The organism is Spirochaetota bacterium (assembly GCA_026414805.1).
GTDB lineage: Bacteria > Spirochaetota > UBA4802 > UBA4802 > UB4802 > UBA4802.
In genome coordinates, this window is record JAOAIH010000006.1 from 34,628 (window position 1) to 55,848 (window position 21,221).

General features: G+C 35.2%; 11 protein-coding genes. 3 read left to right on the forward strand and 8 right to left on the reverse strand.

The window, feature by feature from the left end:
- Nucleotides 1–40: 40 nt before the first annotated feature.
- Entirely contained in the window at nt 41–1,918 is a 1,878-nt protein-coding gene (locus N3F66_02445) for a hypothetical protein (protein MCX8123005.1), read from the reverse strand.
- A 4-nt stretch (nt 1,919–1,922) separates the two neighbouring features.
- Entirely contained in the window at nt 1,923–3,482 is a 1,560-nt protein-coding gene (locus tag N3F66_02450) for a hypothetical protein (GenBank protein ID MCX8123006.1), read from the reverse strand.
- A 250-nt stretch (nt 3,483–3,732) separates the two neighbouring features.
- Here N3F66_02450 and N3F66_02455 point away from each other — a divergent pair, with 250 nt between their 5' ends.
- Both N3F66_02455 and N3F66_02460 read left to right on the forward strand, forming a co-directional pair.
- The gene (locus N3F66_02455) at nt 3,733–5,481 is read left to right on the forward strand and encodes a SpoIIE family protein phosphatase (protein ID MCX8123007.1); all 1,749 of its coding nucleotides are present in this window, start codon (nt 3,733–3,735) and stop codon (nt 5,479–5,481) included.
- A gap of 17 nt (nt 5,482–5,498) precedes the next feature.
- On the forward strand, nt 5,499–6,479 hold the full coding sequence (locus N3F66_02460) for a flippase-like domain-containing protein (GenBank protein ID MCX8123008.1): 981 nt from the start codon (nt 5,499–5,501) through the stop codon (nt 6,477–6,479).
- Here N3F66_02460 and N3F66_02465 read toward each other — a convergent pair.
- Nucleotides 6,448–6,933, reverse strand: a complete 486-nt coding sequence (locus tag N3F66_02465) for a histidine phosphatase family protein (GenBank protein MCX8123009.1) — start codon at nt 6,931–6,933, stop codon at nt 6,448–6,450. The two genes, N3F66_02460 and N3F66_02465, sit on opposite strands and share 32 nt — an antisense overlap.
- Before the next feature lie 180 nt (nt 6,934–7,113).
- Between N3F66_02465 and N3F66_02470 the strand changes: the two genes are divergently transcribed.
- Nucleotides 7,114–8,025 carry a patatin family protein gene (locus tag N3F66_02470; GenBank protein ID MCX8123010.1) on the forward strand — a complete coding sequence of 304 codons (912 nt, stop codon included), beginning with the start codon at nt 7,114–7,116 and terminating at the stop codon, nt 8,023–8,025.
- A 6-nt stretch (nt 8,026–8,031) separates the two neighbouring features.
- On the opposite strand, the gene N3F66_02475 is transcribed toward N3F66_02470, so the two are convergent.
- The 5 genes from N3F66_02475 to N3F66_02495 all read right to left on the reverse strand — a co-directional run bounded on the left by N3F66_02475 (nt 8,032) and on the right by N3F66_02495 (nt 21,122).
- A complete protein-coding gene (locus N3F66_02475; protein MCX8123011.1) occupies nt 8,032–9,066 on the reverse strand; it encodes a FecR family protein in 1,035 nt (344 codons plus the stop codon).
- A gap of 172 nt (nt 9,067–9,238) precedes the next feature.
- Complete coding sequence (locus tag N3F66_02480) at nt 9,239–10,441, reverse strand: fused response regulator/phosphatase (GenBank protein ID MCX8123012.1); 1,203 nt, start codon at nt 10,439–10,441, stop codon at nt 9,239–9,241.
- Entirely contained in the window at nt 10,442–17,809 is a 7,368-nt protein-coding gene (locus tag N3F66_02485; protein ID MCX8123013.1) for a tetratricopeptide repeat protein, read from the reverse strand.
- Entirely contained in the window at nt 17,806–18,402 is a 597-nt protein-coding gene (locus N3F66_02490; GenBank protein ID MCX8123014.1) for a YdbL family protein, read from the reverse strand. Before N3F66_02490 ends, N3F66_02485 begins: the two co-directional genes overlap by 4 nt.
- Entirely contained in the window at nt 18,399–21,122 is a 2,724-nt protein-coding gene (locus N3F66_02495; GenBank protein ID MCX8123015.1) for an AsmA family protein, read from the reverse strand. The genes N3F66_02490 and N3F66_02495 overlap by 4 nt, the downstream gene beginning before the upstream one ends.
- Between the last annotated feature and the right edge of the window lie 99 nt (nt 21,123–21,221).

A 21,221-nucleotide genomic window follows, 5' to 3' on the forward strand; every position in this document is an offset into this window, starting at 1 on the left:
ATTTTCTTACTCATTTTATCGACTAATAGGCTTTTATTTGTTACCAAAATATATGTTTGGCTAATGCTTTTTGCATTATGGGAAGAAGTTTTGCTTTTGGGGTGCGATCAAAAGAAAATACGCCATTAGTTTCCTGAAAAGTATCGGTAAACTGTGTATAGCAAAATCCCTGAATCTGGGGAAATTTTGCTAACACTGCGCAATGTTTTTGAAAACTCTCTTCCAGAGTTTTAGCCTGGGATTGGTACATGCCAAACCCAAATCCACCCATTTCACTTATTAAAAGGGGTGCTCTGGTATCGCCATATCCTTTTAGATACGGTGTTTGGACATTTTCCTTACCCATAATCATAGAAATAAAATTTGCCCACAGTGGCGCCTCACGAACTCCTGCTACAAGCCTGCGATAGAATTCCTCAATATCATCAAATCGCTGTAAATAGTGATGGATATCAGCAATATCGCTTTTTACATGATGAAAACCACTGTTATCTATTACCAGATATCCTGGAAATTCAGATTTTACCGTTTGATACATATCTATGAGTTTTTCCCGCACTTTTCTTGAAAAAAACATTGAATAAAGACCCCAGCTTTCATTGTACAGTACAAGCGTAATAATTGAAGGGTGCATGCAATCGCGCTTCATAACTTCCTTACATTGTGCATATAGCTTTTTCATATTTTTTTGTAACGGGAGATAGTAACTGGGCATTTCCTCCCATACTAAAAATCCCAACACATCAGCCCAATATAAAAATCGTGGATCCTCTATCTTTTGGTGCATACGGCATCCGTTAAATCCCATCGATTTCATATTTTCAATATCAGTCTTATACATTGAGTTATCGGCAGGACGATACAACCCAATAGGATAATACCCCTGATTCAGCACAAGCCTTTGATACAGATTTTTTTTATTCAACATGATAGCACCATTATTAATCTCAATATCCCTTCTGCCAAAATAGCTATAGATGCAATCAACCTCTTTTGTTCCTTTTTTCAGGATCACCTGAATTGGATGAAGTGCTGGATACTGAGGGCTCCAAGCTGAAAATAGCTGATCAGGCAACTCAAACGTAACCTCACCTTTTTTAAAAATATCAAACACTACAATGTCCTTGAACACCTTGATAGGCGTTTTTAATGCACTTTTTTTCCCATACACCTGAGATGCATATAGTAATAGTTCTATTCTGAAATCATTCACTGTATTTTCACTGCTTACCACATTTATAACAAAGCGTACGCTATTTCCTGATCTATAGGATATCACTGAACTAATAAAAGATGTCCCGGTTTTTTCAACCCACACATCCTGCCATATACCGGTTATATTGGTATACCATACCATAAATGGTTTTTTTAAAAATGTTTGTTTCCCTCGTACCTGTGATAGCGAAAGGCTATCTTCCACCAGAACTGCTAAATAGTTAATTTCTTCAAAATTTGTAAAAAACGAAAATGGAGTATACCCGCCTTCATGTGAACCCAAAAGCTTGCCATTGAGCCACACTGTAGCTCTATAATCACATGCGCCAAAATGCAGTAATCCGCTTTTAATATCATCAATGGAAAATGAACAAAAATACCAGTATCGCTTATGAAATATTACATCCTCAGGTTTTATGTGGCTTTGAGCATGAAATTCCTTATTTATTTCTGCTTCTAAGGGAAATGGAACTATTACTGGATATGATTCAAATTCATCGATGTTATACCATTGATGCACAATTTTTTGAACATTTGTCTTTGAATACCATTGCAATAATTTTCCCTTATTTTTTTTATCAGGCACAACTACCCATGTACCATTAAGGCTATATGTAGGAATTCGTATATAATCTGGCCTTGGAAAATGGTGACGCTCTTCAATGTTGTGTGGATTTTTCAATTTTAACCTAACGGGAATCATAGCATTAAATCCTCTCTAATGTTGTTAATATCTTTTGTGCTGCACGTATGCCATCCACTGCCGAACTTACAATTCCACCTGCATATCCTGCACCCTCGCCAACAGGATACAACCCCTTGCAGTTAATCGATTGAAAATTTTCATCGCGCACAATTCGCACCGGCGAAGATGTTCTGGTTTCAACGCCCACCACAATGCCTTCCTGAGTCAAAAACCCTTTCATTTTTGAATCAAAATGTGCGATAGCTCTTTTCAACGGTTCCCTTATTATATCGGGAAGAATTTCATTCAAATTATGCGGAATTACTTTTGGTTTATACGTACATACAGGCAATGAAGAATCAACTGAATTTTTCAAAAATGACGTTATGCGCTGTGCTGGAGCTACAAATCCACCACCACCTGCTCTATATGCTTTTTCTTCCAGTGCAATTTGAAAATGAATGCCATCCAGAACATCATTAAAGTCATCTGCGGAAAGTGTTACTACCAAAGCTGCATTTGAGTAAGCACCATCTCGTTTTGAATAACTCATCCCATTTATACACAACCTGTCATTTTGGGATGAAGAATTAATAATATACCCACCAGGGCACATACAAAATGAATATACCCCTCTACCTGAACTATCTTTATACGTGAGACGGTATTCAGCGCCATATAATCCATATCTGTCTTTATCTTTGCCATATTGAATCTCATCAATAAGTTCTCGTGGATGCTCCACTCGTACACCTGCTGCAAAACCTTTTTTTTGCAATGCAATGCCTTTTTTTTGCAGCAACTGGTATATATCACGAGCAGAATGCCCTGTAGCAAGGACCAGTATATCAGTAACTATCTCCTCATTATTATTTATGATGCACCTTTCCAAAGCGCCATTATTCACCGCAATATCTGTTAGTTTTTTCTTAAATTGTATTGTACAGTTTTTGTGTAAAAGATAATTCCTAATATTTTCGATTATCCCAACAAGCTTGTCTGTGCCAATATGCGGTTTTGCTTCATATATAATTGATGAAGGAGCACCAAATTGAATAAGAAAGTCATAAAAAAGTTTTATCTCTTTTTTATCTATCCGTGTTGTCAGTTTCCCATCAGAATATGTGCCCGCACCACCTTCACCAAACACAACATTGCTTTCGGTATTAAGAATCCCCTGCTCATTTAAAATTGCAACATCCCTGTGTCTTTGGGACAGGCTTTGACCTCTTTCATATATATCTGCTGCTACTCCTGATGTGGCAAGAGTTAAAGCGCAGAACAATCCCGCTGGTCCACAACCAATTATTGGCACTCGTTTGTCTGTTTTCACTGTTGGTATAATGACAGGTTCTTCTTCACTGTAGGGCAATGCCCTGCCAGTTGACACAAGCTCTGTTGCTATATGGCCGGGAATATCCACACAACAGCGATAATGATATAAAACTCTTTTACGCGCATCAAGTGATTTTTTCAGTATAGAATAATCTGTAATGGTACAGCCACAAATTCGCGACAGTTCAATTGAAATCGTTTCTTCCTTAAAATCTGGTGTAACTGAAAAATCTATTATCACTTTCATAACAGCCACTTTATGTCACTATCTTTAAGATTTTTTAAGCTTGTGCCCTTTTTATTGTTGCTAAACTTCATATCGTTTCATTTATTTATATATCAATTAACTACATATCCCATAAAAAAAGATAGACATTTTACAAAATTATTTTCTAATAGTAAATATTAATTTCATAATATCTTTGGCATTACAATCTACGTATGCTCCATAAATGGGGATGTATAAAATTAGTATGTTAAATATACGGTGAAAGTACGTGTTACAAAACGATATTGAAAAATTCAGCGCTATTAATAAAAGAATAAATTCAAACCTTAAGCTTTCAGATTTATTGATGGTTATTCTTGATATAACCAAAGACATGTTGCAAACAGAAGGCTGTTCAATCCTCCTTACCGATCCAATCACTGAAGATTTGTATTTTTACATTGTAAGAGGAGGGAGTGACTCTCTTATAAAAGGGGAGATAGTTCCTAAAGGCAAAGGCATTGCTGGACATGTAGCACTCACCGGGACCCCTTGTATAGTCAATGATCCTCAAAACGATGACAGGTTTTATAAGGAAATTGACAATAAAGCACATTTTCATACGCGCAATATTATTTGTGCCCCCATGGTACTGGTTGACAGACTTGTTGGTGTTATAGAAGCAGTCAACACAATAGGCAGGGATTCTTTCACTCCGGATGATCTCAAAGTATTAATGTATATAGCTGATTCAGCTGCTATCGCAATTACGCACCGACAGCTCTATCAGGATCTGTCAACACGCTTGAAAGAGCTTGAAATAATGTATGAGATATCTCAGGCTATTGCACATTCCAGCCATTCAGAAAATATTTTTTCAAAGATAATACAGCCTCTTGCCTCCTCAGTGGGTGTTAAGCGAGCATCCATATTATTGTACAATACATCAACCGATAAGTTTTCTATTGCTTCATCTTACAATCTTCCTGAATCTATAAGTTCACCATTGACAAAAGATCAAGCACCTATAGCCTATCACGTTTTNTCCAGTGGAGATCCACTATTAGTGAATAATATTATTGCCGATCCATCACTTGCTTCTTTTGCAAAAATTCATGAATACATCACACCTTCTTTTATTTCCATTCCTTTACGTTATAAAAATACTATTATTGGCGTTTTAAATCTTGCTGACAAATTAGATAAAACAAGTTTTGACGCTTATGATTTGAGAGTAGCAACTACCATAGCTAATCAGATAGTTGAAGCATATCAGAATTCATTGTACCTACAACAAACAGAAGAACAACGCAGGCTTGCGCAAGAAATTGATATTGCATCAGAAATACAAAAAAGAATTCTTCCAAAAATTCCACAGTCAATTAATAATCACCGTCTTGCAGCTTTTAATAAATCCGCAAAAGAGGTAGGAGGTGATTTTTATGACCTCTTCCAATTTGACAATGAAAAATTTGGTTTACTAATTGCCGATATATCCGGCAAAGGAATACCAGCAGCACTGTTTATGGGTACCGCCCGCAACGTATTAAGGGCAGAATCCCGTATCAACAACCAGCCCGGGCAGTTGCTCACTCATGCCAATAAATACATTTATGAAGATTCAGAATATGGAATGTTTGTAACTGTATTTTATATGCTCATTGACTCACATAATAAACTTTTAACCTATGGAAGTGCAGGACATAATAATCAACTGTTGATACGCGCTAAAACGCTTGAGGCAATTCACCTTAATGCAAAAGGTGTCGCGTTAGGAATTACCAATAATGCAAAATATGAAGAAAAAGCATTATTTTTTGACGATGGAGATCTTGTTGTGCTTTTTACCGATGGAGTTCTTGACTTGTTGGGCAACGGCAACATGGATGCTGGCGAAAAACAGCTTATTGAAATTGCACTCACATCAATAAACAAAGGCCCCGATTTTTTGATAGCTCGACTTCAAGATAATCTTGTTACCCTTGATATTGATAAAGAATTTCTGGACGATTTTACAGTACTAGCCATTCAATTCTAATTAAATTTGGATACATCATGAAAAAGGCACGTTACATTTTTTTAATAATAGGAATATTAATCCTTATTTTTCTTTTTAAAACTTTTGGCTTTCAGAAAACAATTTCACAAATACTATCTGTTGGATGGGGCTTCTGGATTATTGTCAGTATATTTATTTTCAGCCACATATTTCTTACACTAGGCTGGAAGGTTGTAATAAATCATCCTGTTCCCTTGAAAACATTTATTTTGCTTATTTTTGCTCGTATTGCTGGTGATTCAACTTCTTCAATAAACGCTTTTGGATCTATTGCTGGAGAACCGTTAAAAGCTATGTTTATGAAAAAATATATCCCTTTTCAGATTGGATTGGCCTCTGTTGTGCTGGACAGGACTGCACATTCACTGGCAAATGCACTAATGTTTTTAACAGGAATTATATTAAGTTTATTTATTCTTAAACTGCCTCTTTACATCACAGCTATTGCATTAGGATTTTTTTCACTTACTCTGTTAATTATTTTTTTGATTATTCAAAAACAGCGTGAAGGTCTATTAGATTTTATCATTTCAATAATACCATCACGATTGAGCACTAAAATAATTACAGAAGACAGACGAAAAAAAATTGAAGAATTGGATGAAGAAATTAAATACATCTTCAGCAGCAAATCTCACATATATAAGTTTATCATATCAGTATTACTTCATTATTTTGCAGTGACAATATCATGTACTTTAGAGATATATCTGATAGTATATTTCCTCAATATTCAATTTAATATATATCATGCACTTTTTCTGTATGTATTTGGTCTTTTCTTAACATCCGTAATGTTCTTCATGCCAGCCAACTTAGGAACCAGTGAAGGATCGTATTCATTAGCCCTTAAACTTTTAGGATATGATCCATCAATGGGCCTTACAATAGGTATAGTGCGACGATTGCGTACTTTTATATGGTCAATTATTGGTATCATTATCCTTATACTTGCCGGCTTAAAAAAGAACGAATAATTACATCAATCATCTTTTCAGGTATATATGCTGTGCAATACAGCATTTCGCCATCGCTAGTTACAAACACAGGAGAAGCATTAGTTATAGTTAAAATCCCTGTTTGAGAAGTTGAAAGAATTTTTGCCACAAGTACATCAATAAATGGTTTATGGGTAACCACAATGGTATTCCTCTTTTCCTGTAGCAAATATTGAATAATACTATCAGGATTATCGTTAGGATTTATTGATTTGTTGATTGCAATTTCACAATTAAATTTTTCAGCAAGTATTGCTGCACTTTCATGAGCCCTCAAAACACCACTATGCAACACAATATCAGGCCTCCAATTAATTATATGCAAAAAATCTGCAAATCGTAAAAACTGCTCTCTGCCTTTTTGTGACAATGGCCGCTGGGGGTTAATCGAAGAATCAACCGCTTCACCATGTTGTATGATAATTGCTTCCATTACGGCCTCCAGGAAAAATAAAAGACTTCACAACAAAAATTTATATCTACATTGTACTAAATGTATACTCTATCGATTTTAATTAATCAACACTATTTTTTACGTTTGACTGCATAAAGGCTGTGCAGTATAGTTACATATTTAGAATAATTACTCTACGCTAAATAAAATGGAATCACAATGAAAGTACTGTCGCATATCATTAAATATGTAAGCAAACAATCTCAAAAAAAATCATATCCCAAAAAGAAAGTGCTCATATTAGAAGGCGGAGGTATGCGTGGAGTTTTCCTCACAGGAGTCCTTCAGGCATTCACTGACAGAGATTATTTCCCTTTTAAACTCATCATTGGATCATCAGCTGGTGCTTTAACTGGTGTAGCGTATTCTGCTTCTCAAATTTATTTAGCGCGCGATGCTTTTTTTGGTGTACTGCTAAGCAATAACTTCATTAAGATTTCAAACATTTTACGGCCAACTAAACATATACTTAACCTTGATTGGATGGTTTCAACAGTCATCGAGGGCAAGGAAACATTAAATTTTCAATACCTAAAACACTCTATTCCCGTCTTAATAACTGCAACTGAATATAGCGACAACAATCCTCCTGCAACAGTCTATTTAAATTCTAAAAAAGATGATATCGTTACCGCATTAAAAGCATCAGCAGCAATACCTGTATTATACAGAGGTTTTGTAGAATATCAAAATCGAAAGCTCTGCGATGGAGGTCTACTTGATCCTATTCCCTTTAAGAAAGCGCTACATATGGGATTTAAGGAAGAAGATATTCTTGTTGTTGTAACAAGGAAAAAAGGATATAGGAAAAAAGAGGAATCATTCTGGATCCGCTATATCATAGAAAATTATTTTAAAGATTCAAAATATCGATATCTCATTCAGGCACTTGAAAACCGGTATATTATGTATAACGCAATTCTTGATGAACTTGAACACACATATAAAAATATCAGTGTTATTTATCCACCTGATGATTTCAACGTAGACAGATTAACCCGCGACCCAAAAAAAATTCTAGAAGGCTTTGAGCAAGGGGTACAATCAGGGAAAAACTTTTTGCTATCCTAACACAATTTATTGTGCTTTCTTATTAACTTCTTCTTTAATTTTTTCGATGCTTTGCTTATGTTTCCCTTTAATTTCTTCATAGCTCTTTCTATAGGCTTCTTTTATTGCCATTATTGCCTCATAATTAGCTTTTTGTTGTTTAACAACCTTATCTGCCTGTGCCTTTACTTTATTAAAACTATCAAATATTTCCTGCCGCTTTTCTTTATAATTCTGTAACACATGATCTACAGCAGCATTTGCACAATCACCTAAATAATAGTCATCTGCAATTGCGGCTACTTTATTCTCCAATTCATTAATGTCATTCTCTAATTTTTTTGGATCTTTTTTTCTAGTGGATGCTTGCTTAATTTTTTCTATTTCAGCTGATTGCATTGAACTTCTTTGTTCCAACATCGAAAGATATTCTTCATAACTTTGAGCATATTTATCTGGCTCAAGCATAAAATCTTTGTCAGCGGCATTTTTCCACACTTCAGGGTTTTTTGGGTTGTCATCCATCAAAGGTTTTTTTGCTAGTTCAGCAGTAGCCTGTTCATCATTATTTACATTGATTTCACCATAAGGATTTATTAAAGTAAGTGTACCCTCTTCCATATTTATCCTGGAATTTGAGCTATCGCTTACTGCAACAAAAAACTCTGTTCCTCTTATTGCACACACTGTGGTTGGGGTATATACTTTTTTAGACTCACCCTTTTGTAATTTTGAAATCTTTGCTTTAATCACACCATTAATTACAGAAACGTTTTCCTGATTATCCTGTACCGCAGCAATTTTGACTTTTGTATTTTCAAAAATTCTTACAATACTGTTATCTGTATACTTCAACTCTGCTATACTTGCATTTCGTGTTATAACAATATCACCCTGGAGAGCTTTCATGCCTACTACTGCTATCATTTGCTTTCCATCCCGTTCAACAATTACTTCCCCAACCACAAAGCTTACTTCAAGTGCAAAGATACATTGTGCTGATAATAAAACGCCAACAATACATACTAAATATATAAAAGAAACAGATAAAACTTTTTTCATGACATCCTCCACCAATATTTTCTACAGTATTCTTTTTGTACTACTATTGTGTGAATATTAACCATTAATCTTTTTAACTACATTATTACTATTTATTATTATTAAAAGTGCAACAATTTTAGAGTGTTTATTTATTTAAATTATTGAATATCTACAAAATTATAATTTACTATTACGGATTAAATTTCATCCCCAACATTGTAACATCATCAACAAAGCGATCGGCTCCACAAAAATCCTGTATTTTATCAAACAAAAATTCTATGAGTTCTGGTATTTCTAGTTGCCTGTGTTCATCAATTAATTGCTGGAATCGCTTTTCACCAAGAATTCTATCAACTCTATCGGGGCACTCAAATGCACCGTCTGAAAAGAATAACAACTTATCCCCAGGTAAAAGTTCAATACTTTTAGTTGTATACAGCGAAGTATCAAATATGCCAACAAAGGGGCCTGTTGTTTCCATCCTTATTATTTGTCCATCAGGATGTACCACAATAGGTGCAGGTAGACCCGCGTTTACATACTCAAGATGGGATTTTTGTAAATCAAAATGCGCAAAGAATATTGTAGCATAATTGTAGCTCATCATCTTTTGTGTCTGAATTAAAAACTGGTTCATCTCTTTTAATATTTGGTCAGGAGTTTTTGATATATCTACAAAAGTTGTTATAGCTGTCTTTACAATAGCTGAATAAAGAGCAGCTGGTACTCCATGCCCTGAAACATCAGCAAATATGAATGAAAAATGCTTTTCGTCATGAATTATAAAATCAAAAAAATCACCACTTATTTTCTCAACAGGCTTGAACTTAAGGTAAAATGAAAATCCTTTTATATCCGGAAACACCACTGGAAACAAGCACTGCTGCAGGTTGCTAGCAATATCAAGCTCATTTTCTATCTGTATGGAACGTGCTTGTAATTGTGCATAAAGCCGTTCAAGTTCCTGGTTTTTTAATTTTAGCTCTTCGAGCAATTTTATATTTTCTTTTACCAGCTTATGGCGCTCATATGCCCTTTTCACTGCCAGAGTTATTTGATCATTTTTAAATGGTTTAAGTATAAAATCAAATGCTCCAGCTTTTAATGCTGATATTGCAATTTCAATATCATTGTATGCAGTGATAACAATTATTGGAACATTTTCATCAATTTCATGAACTTTATGTATAAATTCCAATCCGTTTATGCCGGGAAGATTCACATCGGTTATTATGACATCGGAAGAAGCTATTACACCACTTTTTAGTGCATCTTCAGCCGTATAAAAATTATAAACTTTATATTCATTCTCCAGAATAAACTTTAACACTTCATTTACTATCTCATCATCATCAATGATGATTACAATTGGCATTTCTATTTTATTCATTTATTGGGCACCATTGGTTGTATCTTTTATTGTACTTCTATAATAACGAATCCCAATCCAATACGCAGGATTTTTGAATCGCTTGTCTGCTTTTATAAATTTATATGCTGTTGTATACGAGGCAGTACAATTATTACTTTGAATTGCATTGCAAAACTCTCGTATAAATATAACTCCATTTACATCAGCTACCGCAACCTGCAACAAAATGCAGTTTTGTATCTCCCTTTGAATCATAAATAATAAATAATAATATGGTACAGAAGATTTACCCCCTACATTTATTAGTAAATAATTAGACTGCAGCATGTCATCTTTCATCATTAACCTTTTTTTATCACTATTATACTCAATGAGGCTTTCATCAATTGCAATCCCTTGAGGTATTGCCTTAAACGTATATGGTAAACCTGATTGCTTAAGTGCCGCTGCAACAAGATCTTTTTTTGTATTACTTACGTTAATCCACGCAATTGGCGGCACAGGCTTTGCATCATTGAGTGCTGCCATAAGAGATGGCATAAAACTTACTGTCGTATCATATCTATTAAATTGGATAATCTCAAACGGTATTGCTTCAGTATATGCATCGGGTACTACTATTATGTCTGAATACCCACTTATTTCATTTATAATTGGTTTCATTATACTGTTAATTTCAGCCTCTTTATCAAATGCCTGTTGTAGCAATCCTACTTTTTCATAATATTCACTTACAATCGCATAAAGCTTGGTATATACATTCGGTAGCCTCACCGGTTGAATGAATGTCCTTGTTATTATCCAGGCAAAAATATCATTTTCATTTTTTGCAATGTATAATATCGCTTTGTGTCTTTGAATAATTTTCTGAATATCACTGATTGGAAAATTTTTTGAAATAAGCTCATTATAGATACTTTGATACCGACTATTTTCATTGAATAACGCTGTTGCCATAATCATCTTATGCATTTCAGCATACCGCAGTGCTTCGCGTTGATTTCCTCTGCTCATTGTATATGATATTGCGTAATTAATAAGTTTATCGAATAAATACTTGTACTCAGTATAATACAATTGTATAGCATCACTACGTAAGCTTGACATCAATTCATCAATATTCTGGGCGATAGTTTGTAATAAAGTGCTCTCTACAGTCTTATCTGCAGAAATTTTCTGCAGTTGTATGCATATATTGAATACTCTATACAGGAAAGCATCCTTGGTAACCAAGGTACTATCATTTAAAAGTTTGTATGCCTCATCAGTTTTGCCTAACATTATTGCTGAATAAACATAGTACGCATACCATATTTTTTCCAATGCATAAGGCACTTTCTTTAACGATTTACATGAAGCATATGCTTTGGTAAAATTATTATTTTTTTGATATGCAACTATAGATTTGAGAACTACTGCATCGGCCAACATAACATCCTTTTTGGAATTAGCCGCACTTATATACTCTAATGTCCGTAAAGGGTTACTGACATTTAGTATTTCAGCTATTTTTACTGTGTTGAATTGCTCATCAAGCCAGCACATCTGATCACTTTTTTCAGTAACAAGCATGATTTGCTGCCATTTTTCATCATCTAAATTTTGGCTTTGCTTTATAATTTCTAAAATGGCAAAATGTGATAAAGTACCAAATTCAATTATTGCTTTAGCAATATTGCTGCTATACGTTGCTTCTGTAACTTTTTTTACCATTTGGTATGCAATTGAATGAGTGTAATGATTAAGAGGATATCCTAAATAATAGGCAACTAACAGCTCACGCATTGAGGGGATGTAATCCGGTTTATATACCTTTACAAGTTCTAAAGCTTTTTTCTCTTCTCCCAATAGATAAGCAGCTTGAGCAAATAACAATAACAGCTGATTTATAGATACAATTGATGTGTTGGTTTGTGAAATTTCATTAATATCAGCAATTTTTTCTTTATATTTAAATCCTTTAATTATTGACTCATACACTCTATAATCAAATGTATTAACCAGATAAGTATTGGACAGCAATTTTTCAGCACTCTGTATATCCCCTTTTAGGAGATGTATATACACACTGTATGAAATAGCACGCGCGTTATGGGGCTGAGAACGCAGCAATTGCAATGCTTCATCTAATTTATTCTGGTAGATCAACACCAAAACCTTTTTCTCAAAATATTCTTTTTCTGTTAATCCAGCCCTTCTCCAGCGCAGCAAAGCTAACTGTGCACTATCATAATCACCGCGTATAAGAGCATCTGTGAACTCACTTTGTTTTTTCTGACCAACTATCTGTACATTACGTAGCTGTTGTTCTATAGAATCAGGAACTTTACCAAGAACAACTGCTCTTGCTTTTTTAAAATCAGATGGATGTATTTCACCCTTTATAAACGACGCAATCATGTTTTCAGAACTCCTATCTGAATACACGATAACAGAAGCAATGTGCGAATACACCGCTGCATCTGCCAAAAGCATTAGCTCCTCTATTTTTAAGACATCCATATATTTAAATAGCGCTGAACATTCTATTTTGTTGGAATAACAGTATTGTGGTGTTACATCAATATCAGGATTATCAGTATCAACTATATACTCCGAGTCAGTTATATTTATGGTAGTTTTTTCAATTTTTTGAAGTCCTTTGTCAGTAGCTACTACATTTCCAGGCAACCACATCAACTTTTCAGCATCTATTACCCGTGAAATAACCGGAACGCATCCCATGCCATAGAATACTGATGTGCGTATAGTGTTGTATATTGTAATCAACGTACTGTTAATTATACAGTAAATTTTGCCTCCAAATGGTTGAATACATTTTTCAACATCCTCAGCAAGTCTTTCTGAATAGGGTGAATCCGAAATTAGTCTCCAATTTATAGTATTGTTATATACCAGCCATCCATAAAGTTTACTATCAAACATATAAAAATGTACCACAGGAATATCAGGGGATGTTGGCGTATATACACCTAAATAGGGCAATAGATATAATGGTGCAGATGACCGATGTGCTGCAAGTATGCTATACTGCGAAACAATGTGAGATTGTAATTTTTCAATATTGCTTGTTGCCTCTTCAGCAAGAATAGCCTTTGTAAGTTTTTGTTCTAGATCCTGTATGGTAAAGCATGTACGCAAGAATTTTCCATAAAAAGCAGTATCTTCTTTATTATAAAAATGAGGGATAGATAGCGCATTGAAAGCCATTGTAATGACCTGCTTGCGCGCTTGTATTGTGTAGGCTTCTTTATACCGTTTGTTTTGTAATAGTTCATTGGTATATGCATCATAGAGGTATTGTACAAACTCCTTTTTCATACGATAGAGGGGTGGTAACAACTCTACGCGAGACAACACCCCAATAATGAGCTTTTCAGGATTATCTATAAATTGCTTGATTTCCACATGCCGGTAAGCCATATCCCAGAGCGTTGCTTCAACATCCCACAGTAAATCCTTTGACATAATTTTATTTGCTTTGAAGCGCGCACTGATAATATCATCATACCCTTCACGGTACTGGCCACTGCGTATTTTACATATTCCTCTATTGATAAGCAATTTAATAACAAATTCCTGATGAACGGCTTCATTACCATAGTAGACAATAGCTTTAGAAAACAACCGTTCTGCTTCCCTGTACATTGAATTAGCTTTAATTACATCACTGCTATCATCAGATGCTTTTCTATCCTGTTGCATCATAGCAGCTTTATGCATATACAAAAGAGCAATTAATGCATCAAATTTAATGCTATAGGCTTCTACCTGTTTTTCCGCCTGTTCTTTTAGTGCAGCAATATCCTGTTCTGCTGGTTTTTTCTTTTGGGCTTTCATCTTTTTAGTATATTCATCAACAAGTGAATTATATACTTTATCAAATATACTATTTTTGAGCTGCTCAATTTTTTTCAGAGCACCATCAATGCGCATCAACTTCTCTGGATCACTGTTCAGAGTGCTGGTATAACAATATGCCCATTGAACCAGGATTTGATAGATTTTATCAATAGCAATATTTTTATCCTGCGCAATGGCAAGAGCGCTATCGTACAATTCCAGTGCTTTTTGCATTGAGCCTGAAAGAGCATAACAGTACCCCGCATTGTACAAGGCAGTAAAATATGCATCAGTCATTAAAGAAGATTTTTGTTTTTTTGTTAATTCGGCAATAGCCATATACTGGGCTATAGCTTCTTTTAATTTTCCACTCTTTGTAAGAATGTCAGCTTGCATGTTATTGATAAGGATTTCCATTTGCATTCCTGAAAGGTGCGAAACAATTTTTCCCTCACCAATAACAACAGTGTCCTGTCCTAGATCATAGAAGTATACGGGGCCAAAACCTCCAAATTTCCAGCCTATTTTATACTGTACTGACTTTTCTTTCTGCAAAGACCGTTTTGCAAGCTCTAAATACGTAAGAGCCTGGTTATCATTATCCATTTTTCGGTAACACTCAGCTATCTCAATATATATACGCGAAGAGCTTTCATCACTGTGAATGTTAGGTAGTTGACTCAATGCGTGAGTATACCATTCTATAGCTTTCTCGTAATTGCCTTGCATTCGTTCAAAGAGGGCAAAATACTTATACAGTACAAACAATGTACCCATTGCAGGTTCATTTTTCTGAGCTATCGCCTTATAAATTCGATATGACTGCTGCATTGATGAAAAAGCCTGGGCATAATTCCCCTTCTGCCACATGCAGTATCCATAGTGATAATAAAATAAAGCCTCTTCCTTCAATGTTGAAAAAGCTTTTTTGAATTCAATTGCTTTATCATAATGGCGTGCAGCTAAATTGAAATTTTTTAAAAGAAAATATATGTTACCAATATTGCAATGAATATCTGCTTCTCGCTGCGGAAACAAGATTTCATTATTTGCTGCCAGTGCCTTTTCATATAGTGGAATACTTTTTTCCCACAGATACTCAGAAAAATATGTATCTATGACTCGTTTCTTTGAAGGGAAAAGACTACGAAGTTCATCGATATACTGATATATCCACCCTTTTAACAGATATGCATCCACAAACATGTCATCTATAAAAAGTGACCAGTCAATGTGGCGCAAAGCTTTTTTGAAAAGCAAGAGAAGCTCTTCAAACTCCTGTGAGGATTTCCCATTCATTTGCCCTGGAGATAATGCCAATGCCTGTGCCCATTTCACATAAATATACCCAAGGCCAAAGATGTGCGCCTTATCAAAATCCATTCGTGCAATAGGCAATCGGTTAAGATACTCCTTCTCAAGATCATGTATTGAACTATCCTGTGATAAGCCCAGCATTGCATTAATATACCCTGTGTGTGCACCTGGTGCATTATTGCTGTAAATATCTCTGTATCGCCGTTTGAGAAGGAGCAATGTATTCATAGTAATGTAACGCTTATATAATGAAGCAGCATCCTTATAATTGCCTTCTGAAATAAGCCTTTGTCCAGTTTGTTCAAAATATTGACTTAGCTGTTCAATAATTGGTCGTATATCCTGTTTCCACTGAGCCTGATAATTATTGACTGCAGCCTCATAGTACACAACCCACTCATCACTTTTTTGGTCATAGTATAATTGCCCTAATGCTATATTGATTAAAAAATATGAAACATCAAGCTTCTTGGTGTTTTCCAATCCCTGTTTCAAAAGCGGTATTGCTTCGTCATTCCGCTGTAACTCAATGAGGCTTGTTGCAGCAATATACTGCATAATAGCTTTGATGATTGGAACAGTGTAGCTTTTGGATGCATCTAGTGCGTTGCTATATCGTTTGTGTATTGCAATATTTTTTGCACTATCAATAATTTGAATAGTAATAGCATTTTTTAAATAGGTGTATGAGGATTGTAAAACAGAAATCCATTCTTCAGGAATAGCAAAATCATTATACACCAGCCCTCCTACCTTGTAGCGCACATACATCACCCGCGCATAGTGAGGATAGTGTGCAATAATGCCAGAGTATACTGCTTGAGCTTTCTCAAACATTCTTGCACTCATGTACAAATCAGCAAGCTCTTCCATAAAAAACGGTGTTTCTTTCTCATTATTTTGTGCCGACAGTTCCTTAATACTGTTCTCAAGCAATGATATTTTTTCCTTATCTTTGACCGATCTTAAGCGCGCATATATGAACGCAGGTTTACTGGTTTTAGCCATTGCAGCAAGAATTGTTTGAACAAATGAATACTGCTTGTAATACGATAGTTCATATAATGCTTTTGCAATGATCATCCCAGACTCAGCATCACCTGCTTCTTTGAAAAAATAATATGTCGCAAAAAGGCATCGTAGGTAACGGTCATGATCATCATAATCTTCTTTATATTTCAAAGCAAGTTCATACTGCCGCAATGCATTCTTTTGTTTTGGGATTATCCCTGTATGCGGGATCATTGCTATATTAATATATTCCCCTTCAACAATGCTGTACACAATTACACCATCAGCATACGGGACCCATCGTGGTGTTGCTGATGGCTCTTCAACAAGCGTTAGCGGGTATTCTTCTTTTTTGCTTACATCATAGGCATACAGTATACTTGCATCATTGGTATTCACTATACCATCATTATTGGTGTCTTGTTCAATGCGCATAAAATAAATTTCATTTCTGGTTTTACCAAAGCAGGGCGATAGCTCTAAATATTCATTGTGAGTGATTTGATTTATTTGACCAGTGGTAAGATCTACTGTAAAAACATTGGTTCCTTTTTGATTTTTTTTCACAAATATTAGCGTATTACCATCATTGGAAAACCGCGGCTGCATGCCCTCAGTAATTTTTTTTATGCCTTTCCCATCCCTTCCCATGATGTAGATAGATTCCTCGCCATCGCGGGTAGATGAAAACGCAATTAATTTTCCATCTGGCGAAAAGCATGGTGAAGCATCACGTACTGGTACGATAGCTCCTGAAAGCGGGTCCCTTATAACAGTAATATTTGTTGATGGTGCTTCCTGATCGGATTGTGCAATCATCGTTTCAGGATCAAGCTTCATGATAAAGATATCACCTTCAGGATCATCTCTGGTGGAAACAAATGCACACCATTTACCATCCACTGATACGTCAGGAGAGAAATCACGAGCGGGATGCATGGTTATACGGACAGTAGTAATGTCATTGAGCGCTCGCAGGTAAATATCAAAATTATTGCGTTCCTTATTTGAAGCATATACAAAATATTTTCCATCAGCAGTTATACTACCGCTCACATTGACCTTACGATCAAAGGTGAGCGGTATTGAACGTCCTGTTCCAAAACGATATTCTTTTGTTAAAACTTGTGAATAATCAAACGGTATGTCGCGGTATGCTGTTGTAGCACATCCCGTGAGTAATAATACAACAATTGCAATTACAATACGTTTCATTTTTTTACCCAGCGCCCATCCTCTTTTTGTATCCAGTCGCCTTTTTTTGCTTTTGCATGCTGCTCTTTTGCAAAATCATACCCAAACCGTATAGCTTTAGGATCATTTTTATCCTGTGAGCCAGAACTTTTAATAAAAATAATCACTCGTGCATTATTTTCATCATTAACAACAGAACGTATGGCTGCACTATCTTTGACTGACTGTAATTTCTTTTCATCTACTATTCCCACATATCCGTTATTCATTTCACCAATAATTCCCATGTCTTTATACATGCGTATCCTGTCAAGGTTGAGTTCACGTATCTTTATTGCCTGTAGTAGGGATTCATCTGTAGATATAAATGCATAACGTTCCCCCTTTGACGGAACCATAACTGTTGAAGTGACCCAGGCGTCCTTCTCAATTTCTTTGTATTCACCAATAAGCTGACGCTCCAAAGCCGTTTTTTCACCTGTAATGTGTATTGCAGGGGGATGTATCTCAATACAGCTTGGCATTCCTTTTAGGCAAGCTGATGAACTGCATCGTACCTGTGAATACAGTATTCCCGCAACGATAGCCAGTGCTATCGCCACTATATGTTTCATAACGTTTCCTCCCTTACCCTGTTAAAAAATTCAACTACCGGTATCCGCTCATAGCGTACTTGCTCATTATTGACAGTAACAAAAACACCCAGCACTTTCTTTTTAAATAAAACAGTAGGATAAACTAGCCCTTTATCAAGATAAAAATCAAAACCGGTAATAATAAGTGAGTTGTCTACTGCAAACTGTGCCATTCCCAATTTAGATCTGCCACGCTCTTCATTAATACCTTTGAACAGCCTGTTTGCAAATTGTTCGCCCACCTTATAGATATTTACTGAACCAGAAATATCAAAATCCTGTGCAATATTAAGATTCTTGCCCACAACCTGTGCATTAAAAGATAACAATGAATCTTTATTAATTTTGACCGACTCAGGCTTGTCAAGCTTGCCTATATCAATGTCATGTGCATTGAGGACAATTTTAAATTCCATGTTTTGCGGATTGAGATCGGCCAGATTGAAATATAATTCTTTAAAGGTAACCGTGCCCTTTAACACCTGTGCACTAAAATCTTTGATTTCAAGTATATTGCGATTAAAACCAATATGCCCGTGAATGTTTGTAACATATTCAAATGCAATATTTCGTGATGGATGCTGTGCCACAATTTTACCAATTGAAACGTTTGCCTTTTGTTTGAAAAACTGAATATTCATAACATCTGTTGAATCAAATGGTATTTTAAAGCTCTTGCCCATTGAGTAGGCTATAGGTATATTCATGTCAACAGGGCCAACAAAAAGCTTTGCAGAATCATTACTAAGCAGAAAACCCTTTGACTGCAAGCTTCCTGTGGCAACTAATGTATGCAGTGTTCCTTTGAGGGCTATAATTGCTTGCAGCATACCGCTCAATGAGTAATTGCCAAATGCAACTTTTGACGTCGGAGCAACCTTTGCTCCTGCCTCAATATCAAGCATCAATTCCTGATTTGTCATCAATGAGCCTTTCACATAACAATGAGCCTTGTGCTTGTAGCTTGATACATCAAAGTAGGATATATCAATTTTTCCTTTTTTTGGTTTTTGTGTAATTGCTGCTTGTACCAATAAATCATCAATGGAATAATCAGGTATATTACACATCGCTTTAATATTAATACTATTTGTTTCTTCAGAACTACTTAGATCTGTATGTATATTCAGTGTCACAGGTTTTGTTATAGGACTTGATGAAAGGGAATGCTTAAGCTGAGCTGGAAGAGTATATGCTATTGAAGAAAGATCAAACTTTAACATAGAAACTGTAATGTCTGCATTCAAACTTTCACCCAGTATTACTTTACCAAAAGCTTCACATCGAATTGTTTCAGATGCTATCTCCGGTGCTTTATGAATTAAAAGTAATTTTTGGATGTCCAGAGAATTATTATTCATAGAATACAATACAGTACACTGTACACTGACACTGTTTTCCCTAGATTTGTTTTCATCCAATGAATACACAAAATGTGGTAATTGAGCATCAACAGTTGCCTCAATAAAAGGATTGCGCATGATTACTGAATACGGTATTTCAACTGTTGGTATGGTAATAGCAAAATCTCCCGTAGAAAACGCAAGTTTACTACCTCTTATTGCACCTTTAACTTTTAACTCATGTGAATCCCCTGTAATCATAAGAGGAAATATTGAAAGCGAACCATTAAAATATGGTTTTTTACCCAGAAGTATACTGGTGTATCTATACACTTCATTAAGACGGATATTGCTATCAAGCATGGCAAACTGTATTGTAGGCTGTGTATTTATTTTTTTTATGGTTCCAGCAAATGATATCCAGGTTGATTGCGCAAATACAACTTTCAATATATTGCAGTGCAATATATCATCTGTTGGATTGTATACAATATCATATTTTACTTGTGCATTGAGGGGGGCTACATGCTTTCTTGTAAACCTGATGGGAGTATTGTGGGTACCACACTTAAAATTACTTGCCACTTGTGTTTCTTCAGGATTATATAAAAGATTGAAAGTAAATAACACCGGTGGCCCTGCAGCAATATCCCTTGACACAAACGAAAGTTGTAGCGTTTGGTCGGGATTTACTTTTATGTGTAATTTGTCAAATATCATTACTGCCATAAGATTTAATGGAATATGGCGTGTTGGGGGAATGTGGAATGAAATGCCTGCTGAAAAATTATCAAGATTGAGATTATACGTGCTGCTTTTAATATGTAACGAAAGATTTTCCACTACAAACCCAAAAAGAATTTCAAATGGAACTGGCAAAGTTATTTCATCCTTTTTTTCTTTTTCTTTTTTGTCTTTATCTTCTTCTATTTTATCTTCTTTTGCATGTGGTTTTAACAATTTTTGAACATTCCATATTCCATTATGCTCTTCTATATATATGTGTGGCTTATATATGCCAATTTCATATATTTTTATTTTCCCTATAAACAGTGGGAAAAAACTATACCTCAATTTTAACTCATCAAAATAAATGACAGGTTTTAAATCATTAATATTCAAAAGTTTGAAATTCTTTATTTCAAAGCCATTGAATAAAGAAAAATGAGTCACATCACAGGAAGCTTTTGCATTGAGGTTGGACTCTACCTGGTTAATAATAATTTTTTCTACTCGTTCGTTGGTTAATACAATATTGGCAATGCATAGAATCAGTACAATTAAAATGATCAGGCTGCTGAGTGCTATCACACTATAAAAGACAATTGAAAAGATGCATCGCGTAAGAGTTCTCAAGTGAATGCTCCATACGTTCTATTACAAGCTTGAAGTACAATACCAAGTGTAACTATATCAAAAACTTTTTTTCATTGACATATCAATTATTAACTTTTT

Excerpts from the sequence above, each read along its gene's own strand:
- N3F66_02465 (MCX8123009.1), bottom strand. The coding sequence starts at position 6,933 with ATGGAAGCAATTATCATACAACATGGTGAAGCGGTTGATTCTTCGATT.
- N3F66_02485 (MCX8123013.1), bottom strand. The coding sequence starts at position 17,809 with ATGAAACGTATTGTAATTGCAATTGTTGTATTATTACTCACGGGATGT.
- N3F66_02445 (MCX8123005.1), bottom strand. The coding sequence starts at position 1,918 with ATGATTCCCGTTAGGTTAAAATTGAAAAATCCACACAACATTGAAGAG.
- N3F66_02450 (MCX8123006.1), bottom strand. The coding sequence starts at position 3,482 with ATGAAAGTGATAATAGATTTTTCAGTTACACCAGATTTTAAGGAAGAA.
- N3F66_02470 (MCX8123010.1), top strand. The coding sequence starts at position 7,114 with ATGAAAGTACTGTCGCATATCATTAAATATGTAAGCAAACAATCTCAA.
- N3F66_02480 (MCX8123012.1), bottom strand. The coding sequence starts at position 10,441 with ATGAATAAAATAGAAATGCCAATTGTAATCATCATTGATGATGATGAG.
- N3F66_02490 (MCX8123014.1), bottom strand. The coding sequence starts at position 18,402 with ATGAAACATATAGTGGCGATAGCACTGGCTATCGTTGCGGGAATACTG.
- N3F66_02475 (MCX8123011.1), bottom strand. The coding sequence starts at position 9,066 with ATGAAAAAAGTTTTATCTGTTTCTTTTATATATTTAGTATGTATTGTT.
- N3F66_02460 (MCX8123008.1), top strand. The coding sequence starts at position 5,499 with ATGAAAAAGGCACGTTACATTTTTTTAATAATAGGAATATTAATCCTT.